The 25,353-nt window shown below is 38.8% G+C and carries 25 protein-coding genes; 23 read left to right on the top strand and 2 right to left on the bottom strand.

Annotated elements, in window-relative coordinates; all coding sequences use genetic code 11:
- Positions 1-23: 23 nt before the first annotated feature.
- The 3 genes from ACNHOZ_RS20555 (at position 24) to cccB (ending at position 1,457) form a co-directional block, all read left to right on the top strand.
- Positions 24-242, top strand: a complete 219-nt coding sequence (locus tag ACNHOZ_RS20555) for a twin-arginine translocase TatA/TatE family subunit (RefSeq protein WP_028412028.1) — start codon at positions 24-26, stop codon at positions 240-242.
- A 59-nt stretch (positions 243-301) separates the two neighbouring features.
- A complete protein-coding gene (tatC, locus tag ACNHOZ_RS20550; protein ID WP_275210646.1) occupies positions 302-1,018 on the top strand; it encodes a twin-arginine translocase subunit TatC in 717 nt (238 codons plus the stop codon).
- A 124-nt stretch (positions 1,019-1,142) separates the two neighbouring features.
- Positions 1,143-1,457, top strand: a complete 315-nt coding sequence (gene cccB / locus ACNHOZ_RS20545; protein ID WP_013059743.1) for a cytochrome c551 — start codon at positions 1,143-1,145, stop codon at positions 1,455-1,457.
- A 25-nt stretch (positions 1,458-1,482) separates the two neighbouring features.
- On the opposite strand, the gene ACNHOZ_RS20540 is transcribed toward cccB, so the two are convergent.
- On the bottom strand, positions 1,483-2,019 hold the full coding sequence (locus tag ACNHOZ_RS20540) for a flavodoxin family protein (protein WP_275210647.1): 537 nt from the start codon (positions 2,017-2,019) through the stop codon (positions 1,483-1,485).
- 338 nt (positions 2,020-2,357) lie between these two features.
- Here ACNHOZ_RS20540 and ftsE point away from each other — a divergent pair, with 338 nt between their 5' ends.
- From ftsE to ACNHOZ_RS20505, 7 genes are all read left to right on the top strand, one after another.
- On the top strand, positions 2,358-3,044 hold the full coding sequence (gene ftsE / locus ACNHOZ_RS20535; RefSeq protein ID WP_013085414.1) for a cell division ATP-binding protein FtsE: 687 nt from the start codon (positions 2,358-2,360) through the stop codon (positions 3,042-3,044).
- Entirely contained in the window at positions 3,034-3,924 is an 891-nt protein-coding gene (gene ftsX, locus ACNHOZ_RS20530; protein ID WP_014457813.1) for a permease-like cell division protein FtsX, read from the top strand. The genes ftsE and ftsX overlap by 11 nt, the downstream gene beginning before the upstream one ends.
- A 160-nt stretch (positions 3,925-4,084) precedes the next feature.
- Positions 4,085-5,293: a murein hydrolase activator EnvC family protein gene (locus ACNHOZ_RS20525; protein WP_275210648.1), complete on the top strand. Its 1,209-nt coding sequence runs from the start codon at positions 4,085-4,087 to the stop codon at positions 5,291-5,293.
- Between the two features lie 173 nt (positions 5,294-5,466).
- A complete protein-coding gene (locus ACNHOZ_RS20520; RefSeq protein ID WP_028412032.1) occupies positions 5,467-6,906 on the top strand; it encodes a S41 family peptidase in 1,440 nt (479 codons plus the stop codon).
- A 163-nt stretch (positions 6,907-7,069) separates the two neighbouring features.
- Positions 7,070-8,260, top strand: coding sequence for a PDZ domain-containing protein (locus ACNHOZ_RS20515; RefSeq protein WP_028412033.1), 1,191 nt, complete (start codon positions 7,070-7,072; stop codon positions 8,258-8,260).
- A gap of 26 nt (positions 8,261-8,286) precedes the next feature.
- Positions 8,287-8,526: a DUF2198 family protein gene (locus tag ACNHOZ_RS20510; RefSeq protein WP_447697281.1), complete on the top strand. Its 240-nt coding sequence runs from the start codon at positions 8,287-8,289 to the stop codon at positions 8,524-8,526.
- 300 nt (positions 8,527-8,826) lie between these two features.
- Entirely contained in the window at positions 8,827-9,741 is a 915-nt protein-coding gene (locus ACNHOZ_RS20505) for a proline dehydrogenase (RefSeq protein ID WP_275210649.1), read from the top strand.
- Positions 9,742-9,805: 64 nt separating this feature from the next.
- Here the strand turns inward: ACNHOZ_RS20505 and ACNHOZ_RS20500 are convergent, their stop codons facing one another.
- Positions 9,806-11,467: a sigma-54 interaction domain-containing protein gene (locus ACNHOZ_RS20500; RefSeq protein WP_047749599.1), complete on the bottom strand. Its 1,662-nt coding sequence runs from the start codon at positions 11,465-11,467 to the stop codon at positions 9,806-9,808.
- A 335-nt stretch (positions 11,468-11,802) separates the two neighbouring features.
- Here ACNHOZ_RS20500 and uvrB point away from each other — a divergent pair, with 335 nt between their 5' ends.
- The 13 genes from uvrB to hisD all read left to right on the top strand — a co-directional run bounded on the left by uvrB (position 11,803) and on the right by hisD (position 25,288).
- Complete coding sequence (uvrB, locus tag ACNHOZ_RS20495; protein WP_447697280.1) at positions 11,803-13,782, top strand: excinuclease ABC subunit UvrB; 1,980 nt, start codon at positions 11,803-11,805, stop codon at positions 13,780-13,782.
- Positions 13,783-13,788: 6 nt separating this feature from the next.
- The gene (gene uvrA / locus ACNHOZ_RS20490) at positions 13,789-16,665 is read left to right on the top strand and encodes an excinuclease ABC subunit UvrA (RefSeq protein WP_028412038.1); all 2,877 of its coding nucleotides are present in this window, start codon (positions 13,789-13,791) and stop codon (positions 16,663-16,665) included.
- Between the two features lie 87 nt (positions 16,666-16,752).
- A complete protein-coding gene (locus ACNHOZ_RS20485; RefSeq protein ID WP_013059730.1) occupies positions 16,753-17,064 on the top strand; it encodes a hypothetical protein in 312 nt (103 codons plus the stop codon).
- A gap of 38 nt (positions 17,065-17,102) precedes the next feature.
- Positions 17,103-18,194 carry a DUF4097 family beta strand repeat-containing protein gene (locus tag ACNHOZ_RS20480; RefSeq protein ID WP_028412039.1) on the top strand — a complete coding sequence of 364 codons (1,092 nt, stop codon included), beginning with the start codon at positions 17,103-17,105 and terminating at the stop codon, positions 18,192-18,194.
- A 41-nt stretch (positions 18,195-18,235) separates the two neighbouring features.
- Positions 18,236-18,430, top strand: a complete 195-nt coding sequence (locus ACNHOZ_RS20475) for a PspC domain-containing protein (protein ID WP_029714382.1) — start codon at positions 18,236-18,238, stop codon at positions 18,428-18,430.
- Between the two features lie 2 nt (positions 18,431-18,432).
- Positions 18,433-18,798: a phage holin family protein gene (locus ACNHOZ_RS20470; RefSeq protein ID WP_013059727.1), complete on the top strand. Its 366-nt coding sequence runs from the start codon at positions 18,433-18,435 to the stop codon at positions 18,796-18,798.
- Positions 18,799-18,989: 191 nt separating this feature from the next.
- Positions 18,990-19,925: an HPr(Ser) kinase/phosphatase gene (gene hprK, locus ACNHOZ_RS20465; RefSeq protein ID WP_042991820.1), complete on the top strand. Its 936-nt coding sequence runs from the start codon at positions 18,990-18,992 to the stop codon at positions 19,923-19,925.
- A gap of 16 nt (positions 19,926-19,941) precedes the next feature.
- On the top strand, positions 19,942-20,775 hold the full coding sequence (gene lgt, locus ACNHOZ_RS20460; protein ID WP_028412041.1) for a prolipoprotein diacylglyceryl transferase: 834 nt from the start codon (positions 19,942-19,944) through the stop codon (positions 20,773-20,775).
- A gap of 60 nt (positions 20,776-20,835) precedes the next feature.
- Entirely contained in the window at positions 20,836-21,483 is a 648-nt protein-coding gene (gene ppaX / locus ACNHOZ_RS20455) for a pyrophosphatase PpaX (RefSeq protein ID WP_033580418.1), read from the top strand.
- Positions 21,480-22,007 (top strand): acyltransferase, encoded by a 528-nt coding sequence (locus tag ACNHOZ_RS20450; protein WP_013059723.1) that lies wholly within the window; start codon positions 21,480-21,482, stop codon positions 22,005-22,007. The genes ppaX and ACNHOZ_RS20450 overlap by 4 nt, the downstream gene beginning before the upstream one ends.
- A 183-nt stretch (positions 22,008-22,190) precedes the next feature.
- On the top strand, positions 22,191-23,372 hold the full coding sequence (locus tag ACNHOZ_RS20445) for an ATP phosphoribosyltransferase regulatory subunit (RefSeq protein WP_028412043.1): 1,182 nt from the start codon (positions 22,191-22,193) through the stop codon (positions 23,370-23,372).
- Positions 23,372-24,004 (top strand): ATP phosphoribosyltransferase, encoded by a 633-nt coding sequence (gene hisG, locus ACNHOZ_RS20440; protein ID WP_013059721.1) that lies wholly within the window; start codon positions 23,372-23,374, stop codon positions 24,002-24,004. The genes ACNHOZ_RS20445 and hisG overlap by 1 nt, the downstream gene beginning before the upstream one ends.
- Before the next feature lie 15 nt (positions 24,005-24,019).
- Entirely contained in the window at positions 24,020-25,288 is a 1,269-nt protein-coding gene (gene hisD, locus ACNHOZ_RS20435; RefSeq protein WP_275210650.1) for a histidinol dehydrogenase, read from the top strand.
- Positions 25,289-25,353: the final 65 nt, after the last annotated feature.

The raw sequence follows: 25,353 nt of genomic DNA, 5'->3' as shown, positions 1-25,353 counted from the left end.
GAGTAAGGGAAAGGAGGTCAAGTATGCTTTCTAATATTGGAATTCCTGGTTTAGTTATTATTTTGGTCATTGCGTTAATTATTTTTGGGCCGTCTAAGCTGCCGGAAGTTGGACGGGCGTTTGGGCGAACATTAACTGAATTTAAAGGAGCAGCAAAAGGGCTCGTATCAGATGATGAAAGTGTTAAAGAAAAGCAGGCAGCAACCGTTTCTGAACAAAAAAGGAATGAATCGACATTGTAAGTAAGGAAATAGACGAGGAAACTCGTCTATTTCTACTTGTCAGAAAGGAGAAATAGACAATGGGAGAAATGAGCTTGATGGAGCACCTTGAAGAATTGCGTGTTCGTATTATTAAAACACTTTGTGCATTTGTAGTTTTACTTATTGTCAGTTTTGTATTTGTACAAGATATTTATCAGTGGCTAGTGAAAGATTTGGACGGCAAGCTTGCTGTACTTGGACCAAGTGAAATTGTATGGATTTATATGGTGATTGCATTTGTTTTTGCGCTTGCTTTTACACTTCCAGTAGCTGCTTATCAAGTATTTCGGTTTGTTTCACCGGGATTAAAAAAGGAAGAGTATAAGATTATGATTACCTTCATTCCATTCTTTTTTTTCTTATTTGTAAGTGGTTTGGGGTTTGGTTATTTTGTTTTATTTCCAATGGTTTTAGCATTTTTAACAGGTTTGTCGAATGATCAGTTTTCACTCATGTTTACGGCGGAGCATTATTTCCGTTTTATGCTTAATCTGTGTTTACCATTTGGTTTTTTATTTGAAATGCCTTTAGTTGTCTTATTTTTAACGCGTTTAGGGGTTCTAAATCCAGTGAGGTTAGCTAAAGCAAGGAAGTTATCTTATTTTGCTTTAATTGTGATATCTGTGCTTATTACTCCTCCTGATTTTATCTCGGATATTTTAGTCATTGTCCCGCTTCTGCTCTTATATGAGCTCAGTGTGACAATTTCACGCGTAGTATACAAAAAACGTTTAGGAAACGAATCAATTGCTTGACCTCATACATAAATACGATGAGAGAATTCATGAAATTGAAACAAAGTCCTTGTAAACAGAGTGTTTTAAACATTCTTGAGTAGGTTATAATAGAGTGAAAACTCTACAGCAAGGGGGAGAAGGCTTGAAAAAAGTATTATTAACGTTAACAATTGGCCTAGCGCTTGTTTTGTCCGCGTGCGGCGGAGGCAGTTCCAAAAATGAATCTGCCGGTGAATCTTCAGCGAGTGCAGAAGATATTGTGAAGAAAAACTGTACAGGCTGTCACGGTGTAGATTTAGGAGGAGCAAATGGGCCAAGCTTGCAGCATGTAGGCAGCAAGCACTCAGAAGCTGAAATTGAAAACATTATTAACAATGGTCAAGGCGGTATGCCAAAAGGACTGATTAATGAAGAAGATGCCAAAAAAGTTGCGGCTTGGCTGGCAAAGAAAAAATAAGACGGGTATCCGTCTTATTTTTGTGTTAAAGCTGCTTTAATTGTTCATTTAAGACAATAGCTTGCTGTTGAGCTTTGACATCTTTTGCTATGTCTTCAGGTGCATTGGCTTCTCCAATGATGTATCCGCTAAAGGAAGAACCAATAAAATCGACAATGTATTGAAATTGCATAATAAGAGGAAGGGCCTTTACAGATGCGCCTGTGCCCCCGACTACTAATACATAGACGCGCTTATTTTTCATTTGTTCTTTAAAGTTGATTGTCGAATCTCTAAGGCTTTCAGACCAACGATCCACAAAGTTCTTCATCAATCCGCTCATACCGTACCAGTAAAGAGGCGTAACAAATAAAATAGTATCGTGCGCTGCCATCTTTTTCGCTATATCATAATAATCATCTTGTTGATTGGTAAATCCATGTTCATCGTGACGCATATCAGTAATGGGGTTAATGGTATGCCTACGTAAGTAAACTTCTTCAGTATTGATATCTTTTAAGACTGCTTTAGCCAATTCTTCCGTATTTCCGTTTTCCCGTGAACTTCCATAAATAGTGATCATGTTATCTCTCCTCATCGTTTTTCTTATTTATCATACCTTGTTTGTAAAAAAGTAGACATGAATGTGCTTTGTCTAACGATATTCGTAAAAAAGTGAACAGCAAAAAACAACAGAATTAAAAATAAGGATAAATTCTCATACCCTGCTAAAAATATCCTACTTATGTCATATTTGAAATAAAAATGTAATATTTTTGGGGCTTATTTTCACGAAGAGTGATGTTATAATGAGAAAGCGCGTGAGAAGAGTCGAATTTTTGGTTTGAATTGTAGAGTTTTGTCGTATTTTGACAAGTTTTACATAGTATTAAAATAACACACTTGATTAGGTGATTACTTATGATTGAAATGCAAAATGTATATAAAACGTATCCGAACGGTGTAAAAGCAATCAATGGCATTAGCATCAAGATTAATCAAGGTGAGTTTGCTTATATCGTAGGACCAAGTGGAGCAGGAAAATCCACTTTTATTAAAATGATGTATCGTGAAGAAAAGCCTTCTTCAGGAAATATCATTGTAAACGGTGCAAATGTAGCAAAAATAAAAGATAGCAGAGTTCCTATCTTTAGACGTCATATTGGTGTAGTCTTTCAAGATTTCAAGCTGCTTCCAAAATTAACGGTCTATGAAAACATTGCTTTTGCACTAGAAGTAATTGAGCAAAGTCCCGAAGAAATTAAAAAGCGAGTGCTAGAGGTGCTAGAGCTTGTTAAGTTAAAGGGTAAAATGGATTCTTTCCCTGATGAATTATCTGGAGGAGAGCAGCAGCGTGTGTCTATTGCGCGTTCAATTGTGAATAGTCCTAAGGTTGTCATCGCCGACGAACCGACAGGGAACCTTGATCCGGAGACTTCATGGGAAATCATGGATATTTTTGAGGAGATTAATAAACGCGGTACGACTATTTTAATGGCAACGCATAACCGTGAAATTGTAAATACAATTCGAAAGCGCGTAATTGCGATTGAAAATGGAAATGTTGTGCGTGATGAAGTAAGAGGTGAATACGGATATGAAGGCTAGGACATTCGGTCGCCACTTACGTGAAGGATCTAAAAGTTTAGGAAGAAACGGCTGGATGACATTCGCATCTGCAAGCGCGGTTACCGTGACGCTCTTGCTTGTAGGCGTATTTTTTATGTTGATGATGAATTTAAACCACATTGCTAAATTGATTGAAAATGATGTGGAAATTCGCGTTCACGTTGATGCTGCAGCGACAGCGGATGATCGAAAAGCAATGAAAGAAAAGCTAGATGCAATTAAGCAAGTTGATACGGTGACGTTTTCTTCTAAAGATAAAGAGTTAAAAGATTTAATTAATAGTATGGGTGATGAAGGACAAGCTTTTGAACCGTTTGAGCAGCAAAACCCATTAAATGATGTGTTTGTTGTTAAAACAAAAGAGCCGACTGATGTCGCAAAAGTAGCTAAACAAATTGAGAAATATCCGTATGCAGCAAAAGTTCAATACGGACAAGATCAAGTTGAAAAGTTATTTAAAGTGCTGAAAGTAGCTCGTAATATCGGAGTAGTACTGATTTTAGGGCTTCTATTTACAGCGATGTTCCTCATTTCAAATACAATTAAAATTACGATTGTAGCTCGCCGTGAAGAGATTGAAATTATGCGCTTAGTTGGAGCCACAAACTCCTTTATTCGCTGGCCGTTCTTTATTGAAGGTCTGTTTTTAGGAGTGCTTGGTTCTATTGTGCCAATTGCTGTTATTATCGGTGTGTACAGCGTTTTATATAATGAAGTTCAGCCTAAGTTCGATGGATTCTTTGAACTTTTACCTGCTTTTCCATTCGTGCTTCAAGTATCGCTATTACTACTTGTAATCGGTGGTCTAATTGGGATGTGGGGAAGTACATTATCCATCCGTAAATTCTTACGAAAATAAAGATAGATTTTTAACATAATAGATTATAACAACCTCACATTTGATGTTTATCAGATGTGAGGTTGTTGTGTAATTACAGATAAAAATAGAAAAAAGTGCTAATGGGGGTCTTGCTAATGCCCGTTTATACGGGGAAATATGTGCAAATGGGGAGAAACAAATGACACGTAAGACATTAGTAATGACAGCAGCAGTTTTAGTTGGACTAGGTACAGCTTGGATAGGTAATGAAAAAGTTGCTTATGCAGAAAGTGCTAGCACTACTAAACTCAGTGATTTAGAGAAAAAAAGTAACGATGTGAACCAAAATATTAATCAAAATAAAGAGAAATTAAAAGAAGTTCAAGAACAGCAAAAAAACGAAGAAGCTGAGATTGCGCGTTTGGATTCAGAAGTCGGACAGACAAATGCAGACATCCGCAGCCGTGAAGCTGAAGTAGAAAAAGCAAAGCAAGACATCGAAAAGCTGAAAAATGAAATTGACGTTGTAAAAAAAAGAATTGAAAAACGAAATGAGCTATTAAAAAAGCGTGCTCGTGCTTTACAAGAAAACGGCAGGTCTGTGGATTACATAGATGTACTGCTAGGCTCTGAAAGCTTCGGAGACTTTATTAGCAGAGTGAGTGCGGTTTCGACAATTGTAGGGGCTGACCGCGATTTGTTAATGCAGCATGAAGCTGATAAAAAGGCAAAAGAAGAGAAAGAAACAAAAGTTCAAAACAAGCTAACGGAAGTAAATCAAGCGCTTGAAGAACTTAAAAATCTTCGTGCGCAGCTGCAAAAACAAGTGGATGAAAAGAATCACCTCATGCAAACGCTCAAAGATCAGGAAAAAGAATTTAATGAAGAAGCCGTTGGATTGGAAGAGCAAGCTTCTACTTTAGCCGATCAAAAAAATGCAGCACAAGCTCAACAGCAAGAAATTGAAAAAGCCGGGGCAACAGAGGAGGCACCACCTGTTACAAGCGGGTCGTTTATGAGGCCGGCAAAGGGCCCGGTAACATCTCATTTTGGATATCGAGAAACGTTTGGAAGAGGACATTACGGTATTGATATTGGAAAGCGAGGAGAAAGTGTGCCAGTTGTAGCCGCAGCAAGCGGAAAAGTAATTAGAGCATATCATTCTTCTTCTTTTGGTAATGCCGTATTTATTCGTCACAATGTCGAAGGTCAGACGTGGGTTACAGTTTATGCTCACTTAGAGAGCTACAGCGTCTCAAGTGGTCAATCTATCAATAAAGGTCAACAATTAGGTTATATAGGGAACACAGGACGTTCGTTTGGTGCTCACCTGCATTTTGAATTGCATAAGGGCGATTGGAAAGGCAAAAGCTCTGCTGTAAACCCTGAACGTTATATTAAATTTTAAGTTCCTAGCATACGTGGTACAAGCTCAACATATAGTTTAACAAAAAGGCATCGCACTTGATTTGTGTGGTGCCTTTTGCTACAAATAACACATGCATCCTTTTTATTACATAGTTTTGGTTGTATCTATTATAATAAGAAGAGATGGCTTAAGGTTGAGGAGGATGAAAGAACTTGAATCGGAAAATCGTTGCACTATTAATGGCACTCTCCTTAGTTGTTGGAGCAGCAGGTACATATTTTGGCATTCAGTATGCAAATGCTGGAACGGTCAGTACCCCCCTTACAACTTCTTCAAATGATAGTAAAGTGGAAAAGGAAGAGCTAGACAAAATCAAGCAGGCTTACGAACTGATATCTTCAAAATATTACAAAGATGTAGATGACAAAAAATTATTAGATGGCGCAATCCAAGGAATGGTACAAACCTTAGGAGACCCCCACTCATCTTACATGGATAAGAAAACGGCACAGCAATTCACGCAGTCTCTTGATTCATCGTTTGAGGGGATTGGTGCTGAAGTAAGCATGGTAGATGGAAAAGTAACAATCGTAGCTCCGTTTAAACAATCTCCTGCGGAAAAAGCAGGATTAAAACCAAATGATCAGATTTTAAAGATCGATGGTAAAAGTATCGCGGGTCTTGAATTGAATGAAGCGGTATTAAAAATTCGCGGTAAAAAAGGCTCTACCGTGACATTAGATGTTCAAAGACCAGGCGTGAAAGAAACGATGAAAGTAAAAGTTGTAAGAGATGAGATTCCAATTGAAACCGTCTATTCTTCTGTTAAAAATGTAAACAATAAAAAAATTGGTTACATGGAAATTACGTCATTCTCTGAATCAACGGGAGACGAATTTACGAAACAGTTGAAAAAACTTGAAAATAAACATATTGATGGTTTAGTTCTAGATGTTCGTGGAAATCCTGGTGGCTATTTAACGAGTGTTGAAAAAATGCTCGATAAATTAGTAACGAATAAAAAGCCATACATTCAAATTGAAGATCGTAACGGTGAACGTCAAAAAGTGGTTTCTTCAATGAAAAAGCAAAAGGATTATCCAATTGTGGCCTTGATTGATGGAGGAAGTGCATCTGCTTCTGAAATTCTTGCCGGGGCATTAAAAGAAGCAGGCGGATACAAGCTAGTCGGTGAAAAATCCTATGGAAAAGGAACGGTTCAACAAGCTGTTCCAATGGAAGACGGCAGTAATTTAAAATTAACGTTCTATAAATGGCTAACGCCTGATGGAAACTGGATTAACGAAAAAGGTATAAAACCAACGGTAGAAGTCAAGCAGCCGGATTACTATTATGCAAATCCAATTCAAGTTGATAAAAAGCCATTAACACGTGATATGACAGGTGACCAAGTGAAGAATGCTCAAGTGATGCTAAAAGGCCTTGGCTTTGAACCTGGACGTACAGACGGATATTTTAGTAAAGAGACAGAAACAGCTGTAACTGCATTCCAAAAAGCCAATAAGCAAAAAGCTACAGGTGAAATTGATGAAGATACAGCAGCGCTTTTACAAACAAAACTATTAGAAAAAATTAAATCCAAAGATGAAGATCGTCAGCTTCAAACGGCTTTAAAGCTAGCTAGTCAATAAGAAGCAGAAAAAGTTCCGTGCTTTTCCAAAGCACGGAACTTTTTTTAGTAAAAACAACATTGTCGGTTAGTGATGCATTTTGATAAAATAAAGAAGCCTATGATACATAACAATCAATCGTAAATGTTGTAATAAAAATGTGAAAAATACAGGTGGTGAAAAAATGGATTTTGCATTAGAGCTTTTAAAAGGTATCGGGCGTTTATTTTTGCACCCGTTAACTTATTTATTTCTGCTCGTCTCGTTTTTTGTAGGTCTTTCTCGCGTCAAGAGAGAGCGTCAGAATTTTCATGTTCGCGTGTTTGATTTTATTTTAGAAGCAAAATATTTATTTTTTCCAGGTATCATTATTGGTTTGATTTTATCCGTTGTTACCGTGTTGCTAGGTGTCTATGTATCTATAGGAACGATTGTACTTGTAGCTGTTTTAACTTTTATCATAAGCGGCCCGTGGACGTTTAAATGGCTTTCTCCTTCTTATACGGTAGGACTGGCTGTGCTTGCGACCTTGCTTATTCCTGCAGCTGGTTTCGGTGAAGGATTTATTCAAACGTGGTCTGTGCAAGCTCATAACGCAGATTTACCTTCTCTTACTATTTTAATGTCGCTGCTTGTATTAGCAGAAGGATATTTAATTTGGAAGTTTGGAGCAAAAGGTACGTCTCCAGCCATTGTGAAAAGTAAAAGAGGGCAGGAAATTGGGGCTCATTATTCTCAAAAATTATGGGTTGTTCCGCTTTTTGTCTTAATTCCAGGCAGCGCCATTACGTCTGTGTTTCCATGGTGGCCTGTGTTATCTATTGACGGAACATCATTTAGCCTGTTTTTTGTTCCTTTTGCTATCGGTTTTTATCAGCGAATTCAAAGTATGGTTCCGTTTAAATCTATTGAATTTACCGGTAAGCGTGTATTAGCATTAGGCGTGGGATTAACGATTATTACAATTGCTGCTATTTTTTATCCTCCTGCCGCTGTCGCTGTTGTTATTCTAGCGATCATAGGAAGAGAGTGGATTCGTTTGCAGCAGCGTCGAAGCGATGAAAAAGCGCCCGCACTATTTACTAAGCGTACACAAGGTTTGGTTGTGTTAGGAATTATCCCTCATTCTCCGGCAGAGAAAATGGGTTTGAAAGTAGGAGAAGTGATTATTAAAGTAAATGGAATCGCTATATCTGAAGTCCATAAATTTTATGAAGCATTACAAGTGAATAACCGTGCTTTTTGTAAGCTAGAAGTTATTGACGAAAATGGAGAAGTTCGCTTTACTCAGCGAGCATTGTATGACAACGAACATCATGAACTAGGTATTTTGTTTGTACACAATTATACAAAACGTAATTCACAAGCTGGTTAAAAGACGGATAAAAAGGAGAAATGTTTGTGGAAGTCAAAACGATTGCCGCAGTTTTTCTACCCGCCATATTGCTTGTTCTGTTTGCTAGAGTAACATATAACCTATATGTTGCCACAGCGCTGACGCTTTTGTTGATAGCTGTTTCTGTATATAAAGGGTACGCAGATTATCCGCTTATTATTTTAATAGATTTACTTTCAGCAGCCATTGGTTTTATATATGCAAAAGGCATGCTAGCAGCTGGAAAACAAAGATTGTTGCTTTGATGATAAGTGAATCGTCCTATTATCAAAACGTACGCAAAAGCTCTCTACGAAATGTGGAGAGCTTTTTTATGTCGAAAAACGAGTTAGAACTCATAACACTGTTGTTACGGTTCCATCGATAAATGAGTATAATTAAATTAATTATACAAATATGTTTGTAAATAAAATAACTTAAACAATTTTGTGTAAATTATTTTAAATGTGTGTACAAATATGTAGTTGGGGTATAGAAAAATAAAGAAATTAATCTGAAAATTATATTTATTTTGATTTTTAAAAATAGAAGGAGGTTTAGTATCGATGGAAGTGTTAATGAGAACGATGTTTCAGTCGCTTGGCAAAAATCATTCAATGAATAAATTAGCTAAAAAGTATGGATTGCGGATGGGGGCAGCTCGTTTTGTTGCTGGAGACTCAATTGAATCAGCAATTCAAACATCCAAGGAGCTTAACAATGGTGGGAAAGTTGTGACACTCGATCATTTAGGCGAATTTGTTTTTACAGAAGAGGAAGCTAGGTTATCTACGGCCATGTGCATTCAGACACTAGAAGCCATTGCAGCATCGGGCGTTCAATCAAATTTATCATTAAAGATGACTTCTTTAGGATTGGATATTAGCAAAGAGCTTTGTATGGAAAATATGCGCAGAATTCTACACACAGCCAGAGTGAATGATATTTTTGTTCGAATTGATATGGAAGACTACTTGCACTGCCAAATCTCCCTTGATATGTATAAAGAATTACGCAAAGAATTTGATAATATTGGAATTGTGATTCAAGCGTACCTTTATCGTACAGAACAAGATATGAATGACTTACATCAATATCAAGCCAATTTACGTCTGGTAAAAGGAGCTTACAAAGAATCGCCAGAAGTATCGTTTCTGGAAAAGAAAGACGTAGATGAAAACTATAAAAAAATCATTAAAATGCATTTATTAAATGGACACTATACAGCTGTAGCAAGTCATGATGAGGAAATGATTCAGTATACAAAACGATTAGTAAGAGAAAACGGCATTTCAAATGATCAGTTTGAGTTCCAAATGCTTTATGGAATTTGCGTAGAGCTACAGGATCGTCTGGTCAAAGAAGGATATAAAGTCAGGGTTTATGTTCCTTACGGAATTGATTGGTTTGGGTATTTCATGAGACGCCTAGCCGAACGCCCCGCCAACGTATGGTTCGTATTAAAAAATTTCTCCAAATAAGTTCAGTCCAAGAAACATAAAAAATTCGACACAAGTATCCTGAGCTTCGTGTCGAATTTTTTAATTAGTTTAATCCGTATTCTTTGATTTTGTTATAAAGGGTGCCGCGCGAAATGCCAAGCAGATCTGCTGCTGCACTTTTGTTTCCATAGGTTTTTTGAAGAGTCTCTTCTATTAGCCTAGCTTCTTGGAGAGAATCTTCTTCTTTTTGAACTTCTGTGAAAGAACTGGCATCCTTCAGATTGTCAGGAAGGTGCGTAAGGGTAATCAACGACTGATCACTAAGAAAAATCATTCGTTCAATCGTATTTCTCAGCTCGCGAATATTTCCTGGCCAATCGTATTGCATAAAGGCTTCGAGAACTTCAGAGCTGATGAAAGGAGCCTTCTTTTTATACTTTTTACTAAATTCCTGTACAAATTGCTGCGTTAATGCTTCAATGTCTTCTTTATGGTCTCGAAGCGGCGGAATGATAATATTAATGACGGTCAGCAAATAGTAAAGATTTTCATGGAATTCACCGGCTTTTAGCAACTCTTCCAAAGGCGTCGTAGTAGAGGCTACAATTCGGGTTTGGACTTGAATTTCTTCCGTGCCTCCAACGTGATAAAAGGCTCGTTCTTCCAAGTAACGGAGAAACTTAACTTGAATTTCAAGAGGCATTTTATCAATTTCTTCAATAAATAACGTCCCGTTATGAGCCTGCTCCAGTTTTCCTGCAATGGTCGTTGGATCTTCTGAAAAGACGTCTTTTTGATGACCAAAGAGTTCAATTTCCAGAAGTCCAGATGGAATAGTGGCGCAATTTAAAGATAAAAAAGGTTCTTTATGTTTGGATCCCCCGTAGTGGATGGCCTGAGCCAGCATTTCTTTCCCAGAACCAGGTTCTCCTGTTAATAAAATAGGCATATCTGTAGATGCCACTTTTTTGGCAATGTCAACGGCTTGCTTAATTTCAGGACTGATACCCGCAAAAGAAGAAAATGGATTATCTTTCGGAATGAGAAGAGATACATCAATTTCTTCATTTAGTCTTACAATATTGGTAATGTCATGTTCGGTTGCGACTCCACCTATGACTCGGTTGTTTCTTATAATAGGAGATGCATTGATGAGCACGTGAGTTTGTTCATTAGGACGATGATACGTTCCGCGCACAGGACGCCCTTCATTTAGAATCGTATGTAGAATGATGGATTCATCTTTAAAATGCTCTCCGATTTTTCTACCAATAATATCATCTCTCTGAATCTTATACGTATGTTCCGCAGCAGTATTCCACAAGATTACATTTCCTTCATGATCGACCGCTGTCACTGCATCATTAATGGTTTCTGCCAATGTATCAAAATAGGAAGCTAATATCTCATTTTGGCTATGCAAATGTGTAATCCACTGTGAAGGTGTTACAAGTCCTATTGTGGTTTCTTGGTTTTCTGCTTGAATGAGGACTGGTCTATTCCAGTTTGTGTTGGCTTGTAAATTGGCTAACGTAGAAGTAGAAGATGAAGGCCAATTTGTGTCCGCTATTACTTTTTTAATGGACGATGCCTCGTCATGACCTGTTAAAAGGTATCGTTCATCTTTTTGTATTACATAAAAGGTACTTGCTGTGACTACAACGAAATCATAGTTGGAAAGTTCAGATTTCACTTTAGCTAAAGAAGTTGATTCTTCAACTGTTATAAAGGAGTTATTTATAAGAACTTGATCAACGCTTGCCATACTAAACCCCTCTCAGTACATATTTTTTATACTGTATCATAATTTAGAAATTGGCGCAAAAGCCTATCTTTTTCAAACAATTAGGCAGCTTACTTTCTTTTATTGCTTTCATCTAAAGAGTTGTATTCCCCTCGAAAAGGGTAGTATAAGAATTTAGTGGGTAATAAAGTAACAGGGTAAAAAATCAAAACAAACAAACACTATATAAGATTAATACTCATTAGTTTCATTTATGAGTATAAAGTGATAAAATACGAATATCAGTTCGTGTTTTCGGTTTTTACATATCGTAATAAAAATAGATAAAACAAGAAAATAGAAACGGAGGCCTTCATTTGAAAGATCAGTTTGAATTAGTATCCCCATATCAACCGCAAGGTGATCAGCCAAAGGCAATTGAAAAGATTGTGAAAGGAATTAAAGAAGGTAAGCAGCATCAAGTATTATTAGGTGCTACAGGAACGGGAAAAACCTTCACTATGTCTAATGTTATTAAGGAAATAAATAAGCCGACATTAATTATGGCTCATAACAAAACGCTTGCTGGTCAATTGTACAGTGAGTTTAAAGAGTTTTTTCCTAATAATGCAGTCGAATACTTTGTCAGTTACTATGATTACTATCAGCCTGAAGCTTATGTACCTCAAACAGATACATTTATTGAAAAAGATGCAAGCATTAATGACGAGATTGATAAACTTCGTCACTCGGCAACTTCTGCTCTTTTTGAACGAAAAGATGTCATTATTATTGCCAGCGTATCCTGTATTTATGGATTAGGGTCTCCGGAAGAATACAAAGAAATGGTCGTATCTCTTCGAGTAGGAATGGAAAAAGAACGCAATCAGCTGCTTCGTACGCTAGTGGATGTACAGTACGAAAGAAACGATATTGACTTCAAGCGCGGAACGTTCCGCGTTCGCGGTGATGTTGTTGAGATTTTTCCTGTGTCTCGAGATGAACACTGTATTCGCGTGGAATTTTTCGGGGATGAAATTGACCGCATTCGCGAAGTCGACGCCTTAACAGGAGAAATTATTGGAGATCGTGAACACGTGGCTATCTTCCCGGCATCTCACTTCGTCACGAGGGAAGAAAAAATGCGTGTCGCCATTCAAAACATTGAAAAAGAACTAGAAGAACAGCTAGAGAAGTTAAAAGAAGCAGGAAAGCTTTTAGAAGCGCAGCGCTTGGAGCAGCGCACTCGCTACGACCTAGAAATGATGAGAGAAATGGGATTTTGTTCAGGAATCGAGAATTACTCTCGTCATTTAACGCTTCGTCCGGCTGGTTCTACACCTTATACACTGCTGGATTTCTTCCCGGAAGATTTCCTTCTTGTGGTGGATGAATCCCACGTTACCATTCCTCAAGTTAGAGGAATGTATAATGGAGACCAAGCGCGTAAACAAGTGTTGGTGGACCATGGTTTCCGCTTGCCGTCTGCATTAGATAACCGTCCGCTTAAATTTGATGAATTTGAACAGCATATTAAACAAATCGTCCATGTTTCAGCAACACCAGGTCCTTACGAACTTGAGAAGGCGCCTGAGGTGATTGAACAAATTATCCGTCCAACGGGATTATTAGATCCAAATATTGAAGTTCGACCAATTGAAGGGCAGATTGATGATTTAATTGGAGAAATTCACGACCGGATTAAGCGAAATGAACGAGTGCTCGTCACGACGTTAACAAAGAAAATGTCTGAGGATTTAACGAACTACTTAAAAGAAATTGGCATTAAAGTTCAATATCTTCACTCTGAGGTGAAGACGCTCGAGCGTATTGAAATTATCCGAGAGCTGCGGCTTGGAAAATATGATGTGCTCATAGGGATTAACTTACTTCGTGAAGGTTTAGATATTCCAGAAGTTTCGTTAGTAACCATATTAGATGCGGACAAAGAAGGATTCTTGCGTTCAGAACGATCGCTTATTCAAACCATCGGACGTGCTGCGCGAAATGCTAATGGACATGTCATTATGTATGCAGATCGCATCACAAACTCCATGGACATTGCTATCAATGAGACCAAGCGTCGTAGAAGTATTCAAGAAGCTTACAACGAAGAGCATGGTATCACACCGACAACGATTCAAAAAGAAGTTCGAGGCTCAATTCGTGCAACAGTAGTAGCAGAAGATACAGAAACGTATGAAGAAGCACCGGCATTTGATAAACTCAATGAAAAAGAAAAAGCAAAGCTCGTAGAAGAAATGGAACAAGAAATGAAAGAAGCAGCCAAAGCGCTTAACTTTGAACGCGCAGCTGAGCTTCGTGACTTGATTCTAGAATTAAAAGCGGAAGGGTGATAAAACATGGCGATGGAAAAAATCGTGGTAAAAGGTGCACGAGCCCACAATTTGAAAAATATCGATATTGAAATCCCGCGAGACAAATTAGTGGTATTAACAGGGTTGTCAGGTTCTGGTAAATCTTCTTTAGCTTTCGATACAATCTATGCTGAAGGACAAAGACGTTATGTCGAGTCACTTTCGGCGTATGCAAGACAGTTTTTAGGTCAAATGGATAAGCCAGATGTAGATTCGATCGAAGGATTGTCGCCTGCTATTTCAATCGATCAAAAAACAACGAGCCGAAACCCTCGTTCAACCGTCGGAACTGTGACCGAAATCTATGACTATTTGCGCCTTTTGTTTGCTCGTGTAGGAAAGCCGATTTGTCCTAATCATGGAATTGAAATTACGTCTCAAACGATTGAGCAAATGGTAGATAGAATTTTAGAGTACCCTGAACGTACAAAACTTCAAGTACTGGCCCCTGTGGTATCTGGCCGAAAAGGCACCCATGTAAAAGTATTAGAAGATATTAAAAAGGAAGGGTACGTTCGCATTCGAGTAGACGGAGAAATGCGTGAAATAACAGAAGAAATTGAACTGGAAAAAAACAAAAAGCACTCCATTGAAGTAGTGATTGATCGCGTTGTTGTCAAAGAAGGTGTAGCCGCTCGTTTGTCGGACTCTTTGGAATCAGCTCTTCGCCTTGGAGATGGGAAAGTAATTATTGATGTAATAGGTGAGGAAGAATTACTTTTTAGCGAGCATCATGCTTGTCCAAAATGTGGCTTCTCCATTGGAGAACTTGAGCCCCGCATGTTTTCATTTAATAGTCCGTACGGGGCGTGTCCGACGTGTGACGGGTTAGGAACGAAATTGGAAGTGGATAAAGATTTAGTGATTCCTAACTATGACTTAACACTTCATCAGCACGCAATTGCACCTTGGGAGCCAACAAGTTCTCAATACTATCCGCAGCTGCTTGAAGCCGTATGTACACATTACGGCATCGACATGGATGTGCCGGTTCGAGATATCCCGGAACATTTATTTGATAAAGTATTATATGGCAGCGGTAAAGAAAAAATTTACTTTCGCTATGAAAATGATTTTGGCCAAGTAAGAGAAAATCATATCGAATTTGAAGGTGTGCTTCGGAACGTAGAACGCCGTTATCATGAAACAAGTTCTGATTATATCCGTGAGCAAATGGAAAAATACATGGCTCAGCAAGCTTGTCCAAAATGTAAAGGAAATCGTTTAAAACGCGAAAGCTTAGCGGTGCTTATTGACGAAAAGCATATAGGAGATACAACACGCTTTTCAGTAAAAGAAGCATATGACTTTTTTGAAAGTCTCAGTTTATCTGAAAAAGACATGAAGATTGCGGATATGATACTGCGTGAAATTCGTGAGCGTCTAAGCTTTCTCATTAACGTGGGACTTGATTACTTAACATTGAACCGCTCTGCTGGAACTCTTTCAGGAGGGGAAGCGCAGCGCATTCGCTTGGCTACTCAAATCGGTTCTCGTTTGACGGGGGTTCTTTATATTTTAGATGAACCTTCTATCGGTCTTCATCAACGTGACAACGATCGCTTAATTCGCACAATGCAAGACATGCGCGATATTGGGAATACGTTGATTGTTGTAGAGCATGATGAAGATACGATGATGGCAGCTGATTATTTAATTGATATCGGACCAGGAGCGGGCGTACACGGGGGTGCCGTTGTTTCTCAAGGCACGCCTCAGGAAGTGATGGATGATGAAAATTCCTTAACGGGTCAATATCTATCAGGAGAGAAGTTTATTCCACTTCCAGCCGAAAGACGTTCGATAGATAAAGATCGGATGATTGAAATTATAGGAGCAAAAGAAAACAATTTAAAAAATGTAAAAGCAAAGCTTCCGTTAGGTGTATTCACAGCTGTTACAGGTGTATCTGGATCAGGTAAGAGTACGCTTGTAAATGATATCCTTCACAAATCATTGGCGCAAAAGCTGCATAAAGCAAAAAGCAAAGCAGGAGAACATAAAGAAATCAAAGGCATTGAACATTTAGATAAAGTCATTGATATTGATCAGTCTCCCATAGGCCGTACGCCTCGTTCAAACCCTGCAACCTATACAGGTGTATTTGATGACATTCGAGATGTATTTGCCCAAACAAACGAAGCAAAAGTGCGCGGATATAAAAAAGGCCGCTTTAGCTTTAACGTGAAAGGCGGCCGCTGTGAAGCTTGTCGAGGAGACGGTATTATTAAAATCGAAATGCATTTCCTGCCAGATGTATACGTTCCTTGCGAAGTCTGCCACGGCAAACGATATAACCGGGAAACTTTAGAAGTAAAATACAAAGATCAAAACATTTCAGATGTGTTGGATATGACAGTTGAAGACGCGCTTCACTTCTTTGAAAACATTCCAAAGATTAAGCGGAAGCTGCAGACCATTTACGATGTAGGACTTGGCTATATCACGCTTGGACAGCCGGCCACTACTTTATCGGGTGGAGAGGCCCAGCGTGTAAAGTTAGCTTCAGAGCTTCACCGTCGCTCAACAGGAAGAACGCTGTACATTTTAGACGAACCGACTACCGGTCTTCATGTCGATGATATCGCACGTTTATTAAAAGTGCTTCAGCGTTTAGTTGAAAATGGAGATACAGTTCTAGTGATCGAACATAATTTAGACGTGATCAAAGCAGCTGATTATCTACTTGATTTAGGGCCTGAAGGTGGAGATAAAGGCGGACAAATTGTGGCTACGGGTACGCCAGAAGAAGTGGCGAAAGTAAAAGAATCCTATACGGGCCATTATTTGAAGCCAATTTTAGAACGTGACCGTAAGCGTATGGAGAAAAAAGTTGAAAAAGCAGAGGCATTAACTCGTTAAAAGACACCAGCATTGGTGTCTTTTTTATAAAGAATGAAACTTTTTAACTCATTAAAACGTAGTACATGATATAAGGAGCTGATTATTATGGAAGGAAATCGCATACTATCTTCCTTAAATTATTTTAGCGTTTTCTTTGCACCATTTTTATTACCTATTATTATTTATTTTGTTGTTCATAACATAGAAGTAAAGAAACATGCAAAAACTGCATTTTTGTCACATTTATTACCTATCGCTACAGCGATCTTGTTCTTATTTTTCTTGCTTCCTGCTCTTACTGGCTCTAGTGGAACGGTATTTATTCTTTTAATTGTAGCTTTAGTTGTTGTTTCTTTAGTTAATGTTGTTGTGTTTGTATGGAATATTGTAAAAGGGATACAAATATTAAGCAGATAAAAGTTAAATGACTAAAACGTAAAGAGGAGATGGAAGGTATGAGTGAAAAGCGAAAACAAATTTTACAGATGGTAGAAGAAGGGAAACTTAGCGTAGATGAGGCTTTAACCTTGCTGAATTCACTGGAAAAAGACTCAGCTAATGACTCTTACTATGCTACGCCTGATAAAGCTGAGCTATCCCCTTATGTAGGAGGAAAACAGAAAAAAACGTACGCTTCTAAGTCATCTCAAAGCTCTTTAAAGGAAAAATTATTTACATTTGTAGATCAAACGGTAAAAAAAGTAAAAGAAGGAGATTTAGATTTTAACTTTGGTCCTTCGATTGACGTTCAGCACATCTTTCAGCAATCAGAAGCATATATTCAAGAGATTGACGTAGATTTAGCAAATGGAAGCGTTCAACTCCGACCTTGGGGAAGTACAGAAGTACGAATAGAGTGTGAAGCTGCTATCTACAAAGTAGAGAATTCGGATGAAGCGCGCCGCACTTTCTTGCAGCATACCGCATTTTCCATCGAAAATGGCAAACTGCGCTTTGCAATTCAGCAAAAGCAAATGAAGGTGAAAGCGATTATTTATATTCCAGAAATGGAATATGAACGCGTCAAGCTCCGTATGTTTAATGGTTCAATCGATGGGGAAAGACTAAGCGTACGAGACCTGAAAGCCAAAACAGCTAATGGCACCATCCGCTTTTACGATGTGAATAGCCATTCTCTTGAAATGGAGACATCAAACGGGCACATGGAACTTTCTCGAATACTCGCTTCGAAATGTGAGCTTGAAACAATCAATGGAACGGTTAAATTTGATGGAGATACAAAAAAGATTGATGTTCAGACATTTAACGGGGATATTGATACGTACTTAAAAGGAGAGCGCATTGAAAAAGCATTTTTCAAAACGACTACAGGAAGCATTACGCTCTATACGCCGTCCCACCTCTCCGTTGATGGAGATTTGAAATCTAACTTTGGGAATTTTACGTGTACACTTCCTGAGATGGAAATAGTAGATGAGAAAAAAGAAACGGTGATGAAACAACTTCGTTTCAAAGCAAATGTTGCTTCGCCGAAAGGCTATAAATTGTTAGCTGAATCCAAAACGGGCTCAATTGTTATAAAATAGAAAATGCTTGTTTTAGTAAAAAAGCAAAGGAGATGATTAACGTGCGAAAGTTGTATCGTTCGCGAACAAATCGCAAGCTTGCGGGTGTAATCGGCGGTATTTCTCAGTATATCGGACTAGACGCTTCACTACTCCGCGTATTGTTTATCATCAGTTTATTTTTTACAGTAGGTACTCCGGTCATTTTATATATGATTTTTGTGTTTTTAGTTCCAAATGAAGAAGGAGATTTCTAAAAATGTTATTGCGTGGAATCATTAGTATTTTAATCAATGCCCTCGTATTAATCGTAATCGCAGGTTATATTGACACCTTTCACTTGGAATCGGTCAGTGCAGCTATTATCGCGAGCTTAATTCTATCGATTTTGAATGTGTTTGTTAAGCCGATTTTAATTTTACTTACCCTGCCGGTGACATTTCTTACGCTTGGCCTATTCTTATTCGTCATTAATGCCATTACGCTGATGATTACGCAAAGTGTTATGGGAGATTCTTTTAATATTGACGGGTTTGGTACAGCGCTTTTAGCCTCGGTAATTATGTCGCTTCTAAATGCGCTTATTCAACGAGTGATTGTTGAACCGCTTCAAAATAGAAGATAACTTTCTTGCAATATTTAATTTTCTAAAAAAGATGGTAAGGCGATGCAGCCTATGCCATCTTTTTTTTCTTTTCTTTCTGTATTAATGATAAAATAAAGTGGCTAGTAGAACCAAACGCGACATAAAAGCGAGAGTTGGATATACTGTAGACATGAACAGGTATATGACTGTTTATAAAAGGAGGATGCACGGTGGTTAAAGTACGTACAAAAGACATCATTGAGAAATTTAAATTAGAGCTTATTAGCGGAGAAGAAGGAATCGACCGTCCTATTTCAACGAGTGATATTTCACGTCCAGGTATTGAAATGGCAGGTTATTTTACATACTACCCAGCAGAACGTATCCAGCTGTTAGGTAAAACAGAACTATCATTTTTTAAACAGTTAGATGATGAACAAAAAAAAGTTCGAATGGAAAAGATGTGTACAGATATCACGCCGGCTATCATTGTTTCGCGCGAAATGGATGTACCGAAAGAACTTATCGAAGCTTCAGAGCGTGAATCAGTTCCTGTGCTGCGTTCGAACTTTAAAACGACGCGACTTTCCAGCCATTTAACGAATTTTCTTGAAAGCCGGCTAGCACCTACGACTGCCCTGCACGGCGTATTAGTTGATATATACGGAATTGGTGTATTAATCATGGGAAAAAGCGGCGTTGGTAAAAGTGAAACAGCTCTAGAGCTTGTTAAGAGGGGTCATCGTCTAGTAGCCGATGACTGTGTGGAAATCCGTCAAGAAGATCAAGACACCCTTGTAGGAAATGCGCCTGGTTTAATCGAGCATTTGCTTGAAATTCGAGGACTAGGGATCATCAATGTGATGACGCTATTCGGCGCAGGAGCTGTACGAAGCTATAAGCGAATTTCACTTGTTATTCAATTAGAGACATGGGATCAGCAGAAACATTATGATCGCCTTGGTTTAGAAGAAGATAAAATGAAAATTATTGATACAGACGTTACAAAAATTACATTGCCAGTACGTCCGGGACGAAACTTAGCTGTTATCATTGAAGTGGCAGCAATGAACTTCCGCTTAAAGCGTATGGGTATTAACGCAGCAGAACAATTTTCTGCACGTCTAACAGATGTAATTGAAGAAGGAGACCGTGAAGATTTATAAGAAAGGGTGTTAACTTGTGGAAGCAACTATTCAGCCGTTAGATCGCGTTTTCCTTGAAATTGGCCCTCTAACGGTCTACTGGTATGGTGTCATTATCGGTGCAGGTGTTCTGTTGGGTCTTTATATTGCGACAAGAGAAAGCGTAAGAAGAGGCTTATCAAAAGATACATTTGTTGATCTTATTCTATTTGCTGTGCCAATAGCTATTATTTGTGCACGAATTTATTATGTATCCTTTGAATGGGGATACTATTCAAAGCATTTGAACGAAATACCTCAGATTTGGCAAGGCGGGATCGCCATTCATGGTGGCTTAATCGGAGGCGTATTAACTGCCATTGTGTATTCGAAAGTAAAAAAGATTTCATTTTGGAAGTTGGCTGATATTGCTGCGCCTAGTTTAATCCTTGGCCAAGCCATTGGGCGCTGGGGCAACTTTATGAATCAAGAGGCACATGGGGGGCCGGTTACCCGTGCTTTTTTAGAAGGGTTGCACCTTCCAAATTTTATTATTAACCAAATGTATATTAATGGTACATATTATCACCCTACGTTTTTATACGAATCATTATGGGATTTTGCCGGATTTATCCTGTTGATGGTACTTCGCCGCACCAGTCTGCGAAAAGGAGAAATTTTCTTATCTTATTTAATCTGGTACTCAGTTGGACGCTTCTTTGTAGAAGGGCTTCGCACGGATAGTTTAATGCTGACGCATACACTCAGAATCGCTCAAGTTGTTTCACTTGCACTGATTGTCATAGCCATTATTTTAATTATTATCCGCCGCGTGACGGGAATGAGTAAACAGAAATACTTAGAGAATGAAGAAGCACAATCTAAGGCGTAAATGAAGAAAAGCTACAAGGTTTAGACAAACTTGATTTGACGCAAGGGAAGGAAATGAATAATGACGATTAATACGGTTTTGTTTGATTTAGACGGTACGTTAATTGATACAAATGAATTAATTATTGCTTCGTTTACTCATACGCTTAATCACTATTATCCTGAACAATACACTCGTGAAGATATTTTACAGTTCATGGGTCCGCCTTTATACGACACGTTTGTAGAAATGGATAAAACGAAAGTAAACGAAATGATTGAGATGTATCGCACGCATAATCTAGCCAATCATGATTTGCTTGTGAAAGAATTTGAAGGCGTACTTGAAACAGTTAAATGGCTGCACGAGCAGAATTATAAATTAGGTATTGTCACAACTAAGCAAAGAAATACGGTCATGATGGGGCTTAAGTTAACAAAGTTAGATCAGTTCTTTGATACGATTGTCGCAATTGAAGACGTAACAAATGCAAAGCCGCATCCTGAGCCGGTCGAAAAAGCGCTGAATCTGCTTGATGCTAAACCTGAAGAAGCGCTGATGGTAGGAGATAACCATCACGATATCGTTTCCGGCCAAAGAGCTTACACGAAAACAGCTGGAGTTGCTTGGAGTGCAAAAGGAAGAGATCATATCGCTTCTTATAACCCTGATATTATTTTAGAAAATATGACGGATTTAATTGATATATTAAAAGGAGAACGTCAGTGAGAAAAACAACGCGCTATCCGGTTAAAGGAGCTAACTCCCTTTGGCATGTCTATAAGACCGTGCCTTTTTGGAAAGTAGTGCGCAACTTCCTCATCATTCAATGCGCTCGTTATACGCCTTTTCTTTCGATGAAAAACTGGCTGTATAAAGCGTGCTTAGGGATGAAAGTAGGACCTCAAACATCCTTTGCCCTTATGGTGATGCTCGATATTATGTTTCCTGAAAAAATACAAGTAGGACGCAATACGGTCATTGGATACAATACCACTATTCTCGCTCATGAATATCTGATAACGGAATATCGTCTTGGAGATGTCATCATTGGGGATGAAGTGATGATTGGAGCAAATAGCACCATCCTTCCAGGTGTAACAATCGGCAACGAAGCGGTTGTAGCGGCTGGAACGGTGGTTCATAAAGATGTAGCACCCGGTTTCTTTGTTGGAGGTAACCCTATGCGTGTCATCTATACAAAAGAAGAAATGGAAAAGCGCAGGGAAGCAGAACCTAAAGCCACAACTTAGCAAGAACTAAGCTGTGGTTTTTTTTGTAAATTTGAACAGCTGGCGGTTGACGGCTGACTTTATCGGGTGTAAACTATCAATAACTTTAATTTGTTATTTCGCTAATACATTAGCGCGATAAAGTAAAATCAACCTATCAATGGTTCCTTAATAGATAAAATCAAGCTTAAAGGACGTGTCAGAATGTCAAAGTTATTTATGTTTGAAAAACCCCTTGGAATGAGAGATACCCTGCCAGCTCTTTTTGAAAGAAAAAAACAAGTTCGCAGTCAGCTGGCAGATGAAATCAGCAGCTGGGGCTATCAATATATGGCAACACCTACTGTGGAATACTACGAGACGGTAGGAAGCGCATCAGCTATTTTAGATCAACAATTGTTTAAACTTTTAGATAAAGAAGGGCATACGCTTGTGCTGCGACCGGATGTAACAACGCCATTTGCACGTGTGGCCGCTTCAAAACTTTTAAATAATTCTCCTTTGCGCTTAGCTTATGAAGCAAATGTATTCCGAGCTCAGCAGCGTGAGGGTGGCCGCCCGGCGGAGTTTGAACAAATAGGCGTTGAGCTAATTGGAGACGCTACGATGAGCAGCGATGCTGAAGTCATTGCTCTCATGATCGGCGCATTAAAAAGAGCGGGACTTAAATCATTTAAAGTCGCAATTGGCCACATCGGGTTCGTTAATTCGCTTTTTTTAGAGATTGTCGGAAATGAAGAACGTGCTAACGTGCTTCGCCGCTTTTTATATGAGAAAAATTACGTGGGTTATCGTAATCATGTAAAAGATTTGAATCTATCTTCTATCGATAAACAGCGTCTCCTTCAGCTGCTTAACCTGCGTGGAGATGAAAAGAAGATTGAAGAAGCGGTTGAACTCGTTGAAAACGAAGCTGGGCAAAAAGCAGCCGGTGATTTGAAAAAGCTATGGAATATGCTTGATGCGTACGGTGTAACGGATGAAATTAAAATTGATTTTAACTTAGTCAGTCATATGAGCTATTACACAGGTATTTTATTTGAAGTTTTTGCTGAAAACGTTGGTTTCCATATCGGTAATGGAGGACGTTATGACCAGCTTCTTGAAAAATTCGCGTCTAAAACACCAGCTACAGGATTTGGAATTCAGCTCGACCGCTTAATTGAAGCGCTGGGCGAAGAAGTATATGAGCCTTCAGTAGTATACGGCATATTATATAGTCAAGAGCGTTTAGATGAGGCATTAGCTTTAGCTGCTGAACAGCGCAAGCAAGGATACCGGGTAGTGACTCAGGAAATTGCGGGCGTTGATGATGTTGATGTATTTACTGCACAGTTTGAAGAAGTCACGTTTCTAATTGGAAAACGAGGCAAGGGGGGACAATAATGAGTGAACTATTAACAATTGCAATGCCAAAAGGACGTATTTTTGAAGAAGCAGCTGAACTTTTGCGTCAAGCAGACTTTCAATTGCCGCCAGAATTTGACGATTCGCGCAAGCTGATTGTAGACATTCCTGAAGAGAACATGCGCTTTATTTTAGCGAAACCAATGGACGTTACTACTTATGTAGAATACGGAGTAGCGGATCTTGGTATTGCAGGCAAAGACGTAATGTTAGAAGAAGAACGAGATGTCTATGAGCTGTTAGATTTAAATATTAGTAAATGTCATCTGGCCGTTGCCGGCTTGCCTAATGCTAAAAAATCAGAAATTGCTCAAAAAGTGGCAACCAAATATCCAAATGTAGCATCTACTTATTTCAGGGAGCAAGGAGAGCAAGTAGAGATTATTAAATTGAATGGTTCGATTGAATTAGCGCCTTTAATCGGCCTTGCTGATCGGATTGTTGATATTGTATCAACAGGACAAACACTAAAAGAGAACGGACTTGTTGAATTGGAGCACATTGAAGATATTACATCGCGTTTGATTGTGAACCCTGTAAGCTATCGTTTAAAAGACGAACGAATTGATGATTTAGTGAATCGTTTAGCCCAAGTGGTTCAACCTGTATAAAAGAGGTGACATACATTGAAAATTACACGTGTAACAGAACAAGTGAGCTTAAAGCGTACGATTGATCAAGGGACGAGTGCCCAAAGAGAAATTGTCGTAAATATTTTAAAGCAAGTGCAAGAGCAAAAAGACGAAGCTTTAAAAAGATATACAGCCCAATTTGACGGCGTTGAGCTTTCTTCTTTGCTTGTGACAGAACAAGAAAAGAAGCGTGCTTATGAGCTGGTTGATGCAGATATGCTGTCAATCATTCGTGAAGCTGCTGACAACATTCGTGATTACCACGAAAGAATGGTCGAGCAGTCTTGGATGACAACAAAAGAAGACGGCACCATTTTAGGGCAGAAAGTAACGCCTTTAGATGCAGTAGGTGTTTATGTACCGGGAGGTCTTGCAGCGTATCCTTCTTCCGTTTTAATGAATGTCATTCCTGCTCAAGTGGCAGGTGTAAAACGTATCGTGATGGTTTCACCTCCAGGAAAAGACGGCGCGCTTCCTGCTGGAGTAGTTGTAGCAGCGAGTGAGCTTGGGGTCGAAGAGATTTATAAAGTAGGGGGAGCTCAGGCAGTAGGAGCACTTGCCTATGGAACAGAAACAATTCAACCCGTCGATAAAATTGTAGGGCCTGGTAATATCTTTGTTGCATTGGCGAAGAGAGAAGTATATGGCTTAGTAGACATTGACTCAATTGCTGGACCTAGTGAAATTGTCGTACTAGCAGACGATACGGCTAAGCCGAACGAAGTGGCCGCTGATTTATTGTCTCAAGCAGAACATGACAAATTAGCTTCAAGTATTTTAGTTACGCCTTCTATGAAGTTAGCCGAAGCTGTTAAAGAAGAAGTGGAAATGCAAGTAGAATCTTTACCACGTAAAGAAATTGCCAAACCTTCTATTGATAACCATGGCGCTATTTATGTGACCGGGTCATTAGAAGAAGCGGTTGAAGCTGTTAATCAATTAGCCCCTGAGCATTTAGAAATTATGACTGAAAGTCCGCTTGAACTTTTAGGTTCCATTCGTCATGCCGGTGCTATTTTTCTAGGAAGATACAGTTCAGAACCTGTTGGCGATTATTTCGCAGGACCAAACCATGTTCTTCCAACCAATGGGACAGCAAAATTCTCAAGTCCTTTATCAGTTGATTCATTTGTGAAGAAGTCTAGTATTATTTCATACAGCCAACAAGCCCTGCAGAAAAATGTCTCAAAAATCGCAGCGTTTGCTCGTTTAGAAGGGCTAGAAGCTCATGCAAGGGCGGTTGAAGAACGCTTTAAAAAATAAGGCGGAGATTAAAAAAAAGAGTAGAAATGTTCTTTTCTTTACTTATTACATGCACAGTTGAAAGG

This window comes from Priestia sp. D51 (assembly GCF_053345675.1).
This window is presented reverse-complemented; position numbering and strand designations above follow the sequence as displayed.

Bases quoted from the DNA above. Each gene is read 5' to 3' on its own strand.
- ACNHOZ_RS20555 (WP_028412028.1), top strand. From the start codon at position 24: ATGCTTTCTAATATTGGAATTCCTGGTTTAGTTATTATTTTGGTCATT.
- tatC (WP_275210646.1), top strand. From the start codon at position 302: ATGGGAGAAATGAGCTTGATGGAGCACCTTGAAGAATTGCGTGTTCGT.
- ACNHOZ_RS20540 (WP_275210647.1), bottom strand. From the start codon at position 2,019: ATGATCACTATTTATGGAAGTTCACGGGAAAACGGAAATACGGAAGAA.
- ftsE (WP_013085414.1), top strand. From the start codon at position 2,358: ATGATTGAAATGCAAAATGTATATAAAACGTATCCGAACGGTGTAAAA.
- ftsX (WP_014457813.1), top strand. From the start codon at position 3,034: ATGAAGGCTAGGACATTCGGTCGCCACTTACGTGAAGGATCTAAAAGT.
- ACNHOZ_RS20525 (WP_275210648.1), top strand. From the start codon at position 4,085: ATGACACGTAAGACATTAGTAATGACAGCAGCAGTTTTAGTTGGACTA.
- ACNHOZ_RS20515 (WP_028412033.1), top strand. From the start codon at position 7,070: ATGGATTTTGCATTAGAGCTTTTAAAAGGTATCGGGCGTTTATTTTTG.
- ACNHOZ_RS20505 (WP_275210649.1), top strand. From the start codon at position 8,827: ATGGAAGTGTTAATGAGAACGATGTTTCAGTCGCTTGGCAAAAATCAT.
- ACNHOZ_RS20500 (WP_047749599.1), bottom strand. From the start codon at position 11,467: ATGGCAAGCGTTGATCAAGTTCTTATAAATAACTCCTTTATAACAGTT.
- uvrA (WP_028412038.1), top strand. From the start codon at position 13,789: ATGGCGATGGAAAAAATCGTGGTAAAAGGTGCACGAGCCCACAATTTG.
- ACNHOZ_RS20485 (WP_013059730.1), top strand. From the start codon at position 16,753: ATGGAAGGAAATCGCATACTATCTTCCTTAAATTATTTTAGCGTTTTC.
- ACNHOZ_RS20480 (WP_028412039.1), top strand. From the start codon at position 17,103: ATGAGTGAAAAGCGAAAACAAATTTTACAGATGGTAGAAGAAGGGAAA.
- ACNHOZ_RS20470 (WP_013059727.1), top strand. From the start codon at position 18,433: ATGTTATTGCGTGGAATCATTAGTATTTTAATCAATGCCCTCGTATTA.
- ppaX (WP_033580418.1), top strand. From the start codon at position 20,836: ATGACGATTAATACGGTTTTGTTTGATTTAGACGGTACGTTAATTGAT.
- ACNHOZ_RS20445 (WP_028412043.1), top strand. From the start codon at position 22,191: ATGTCAAAGTTATTTATGTTTGAAAAACCCCTTGGAATGAGAGATACC.
- hisG (WP_013059721.1), top strand. From the start codon at position 23,372: ATGAGTGAACTATTAACAATTGCAATGCCAAAAGGACGTATTTTTGAA.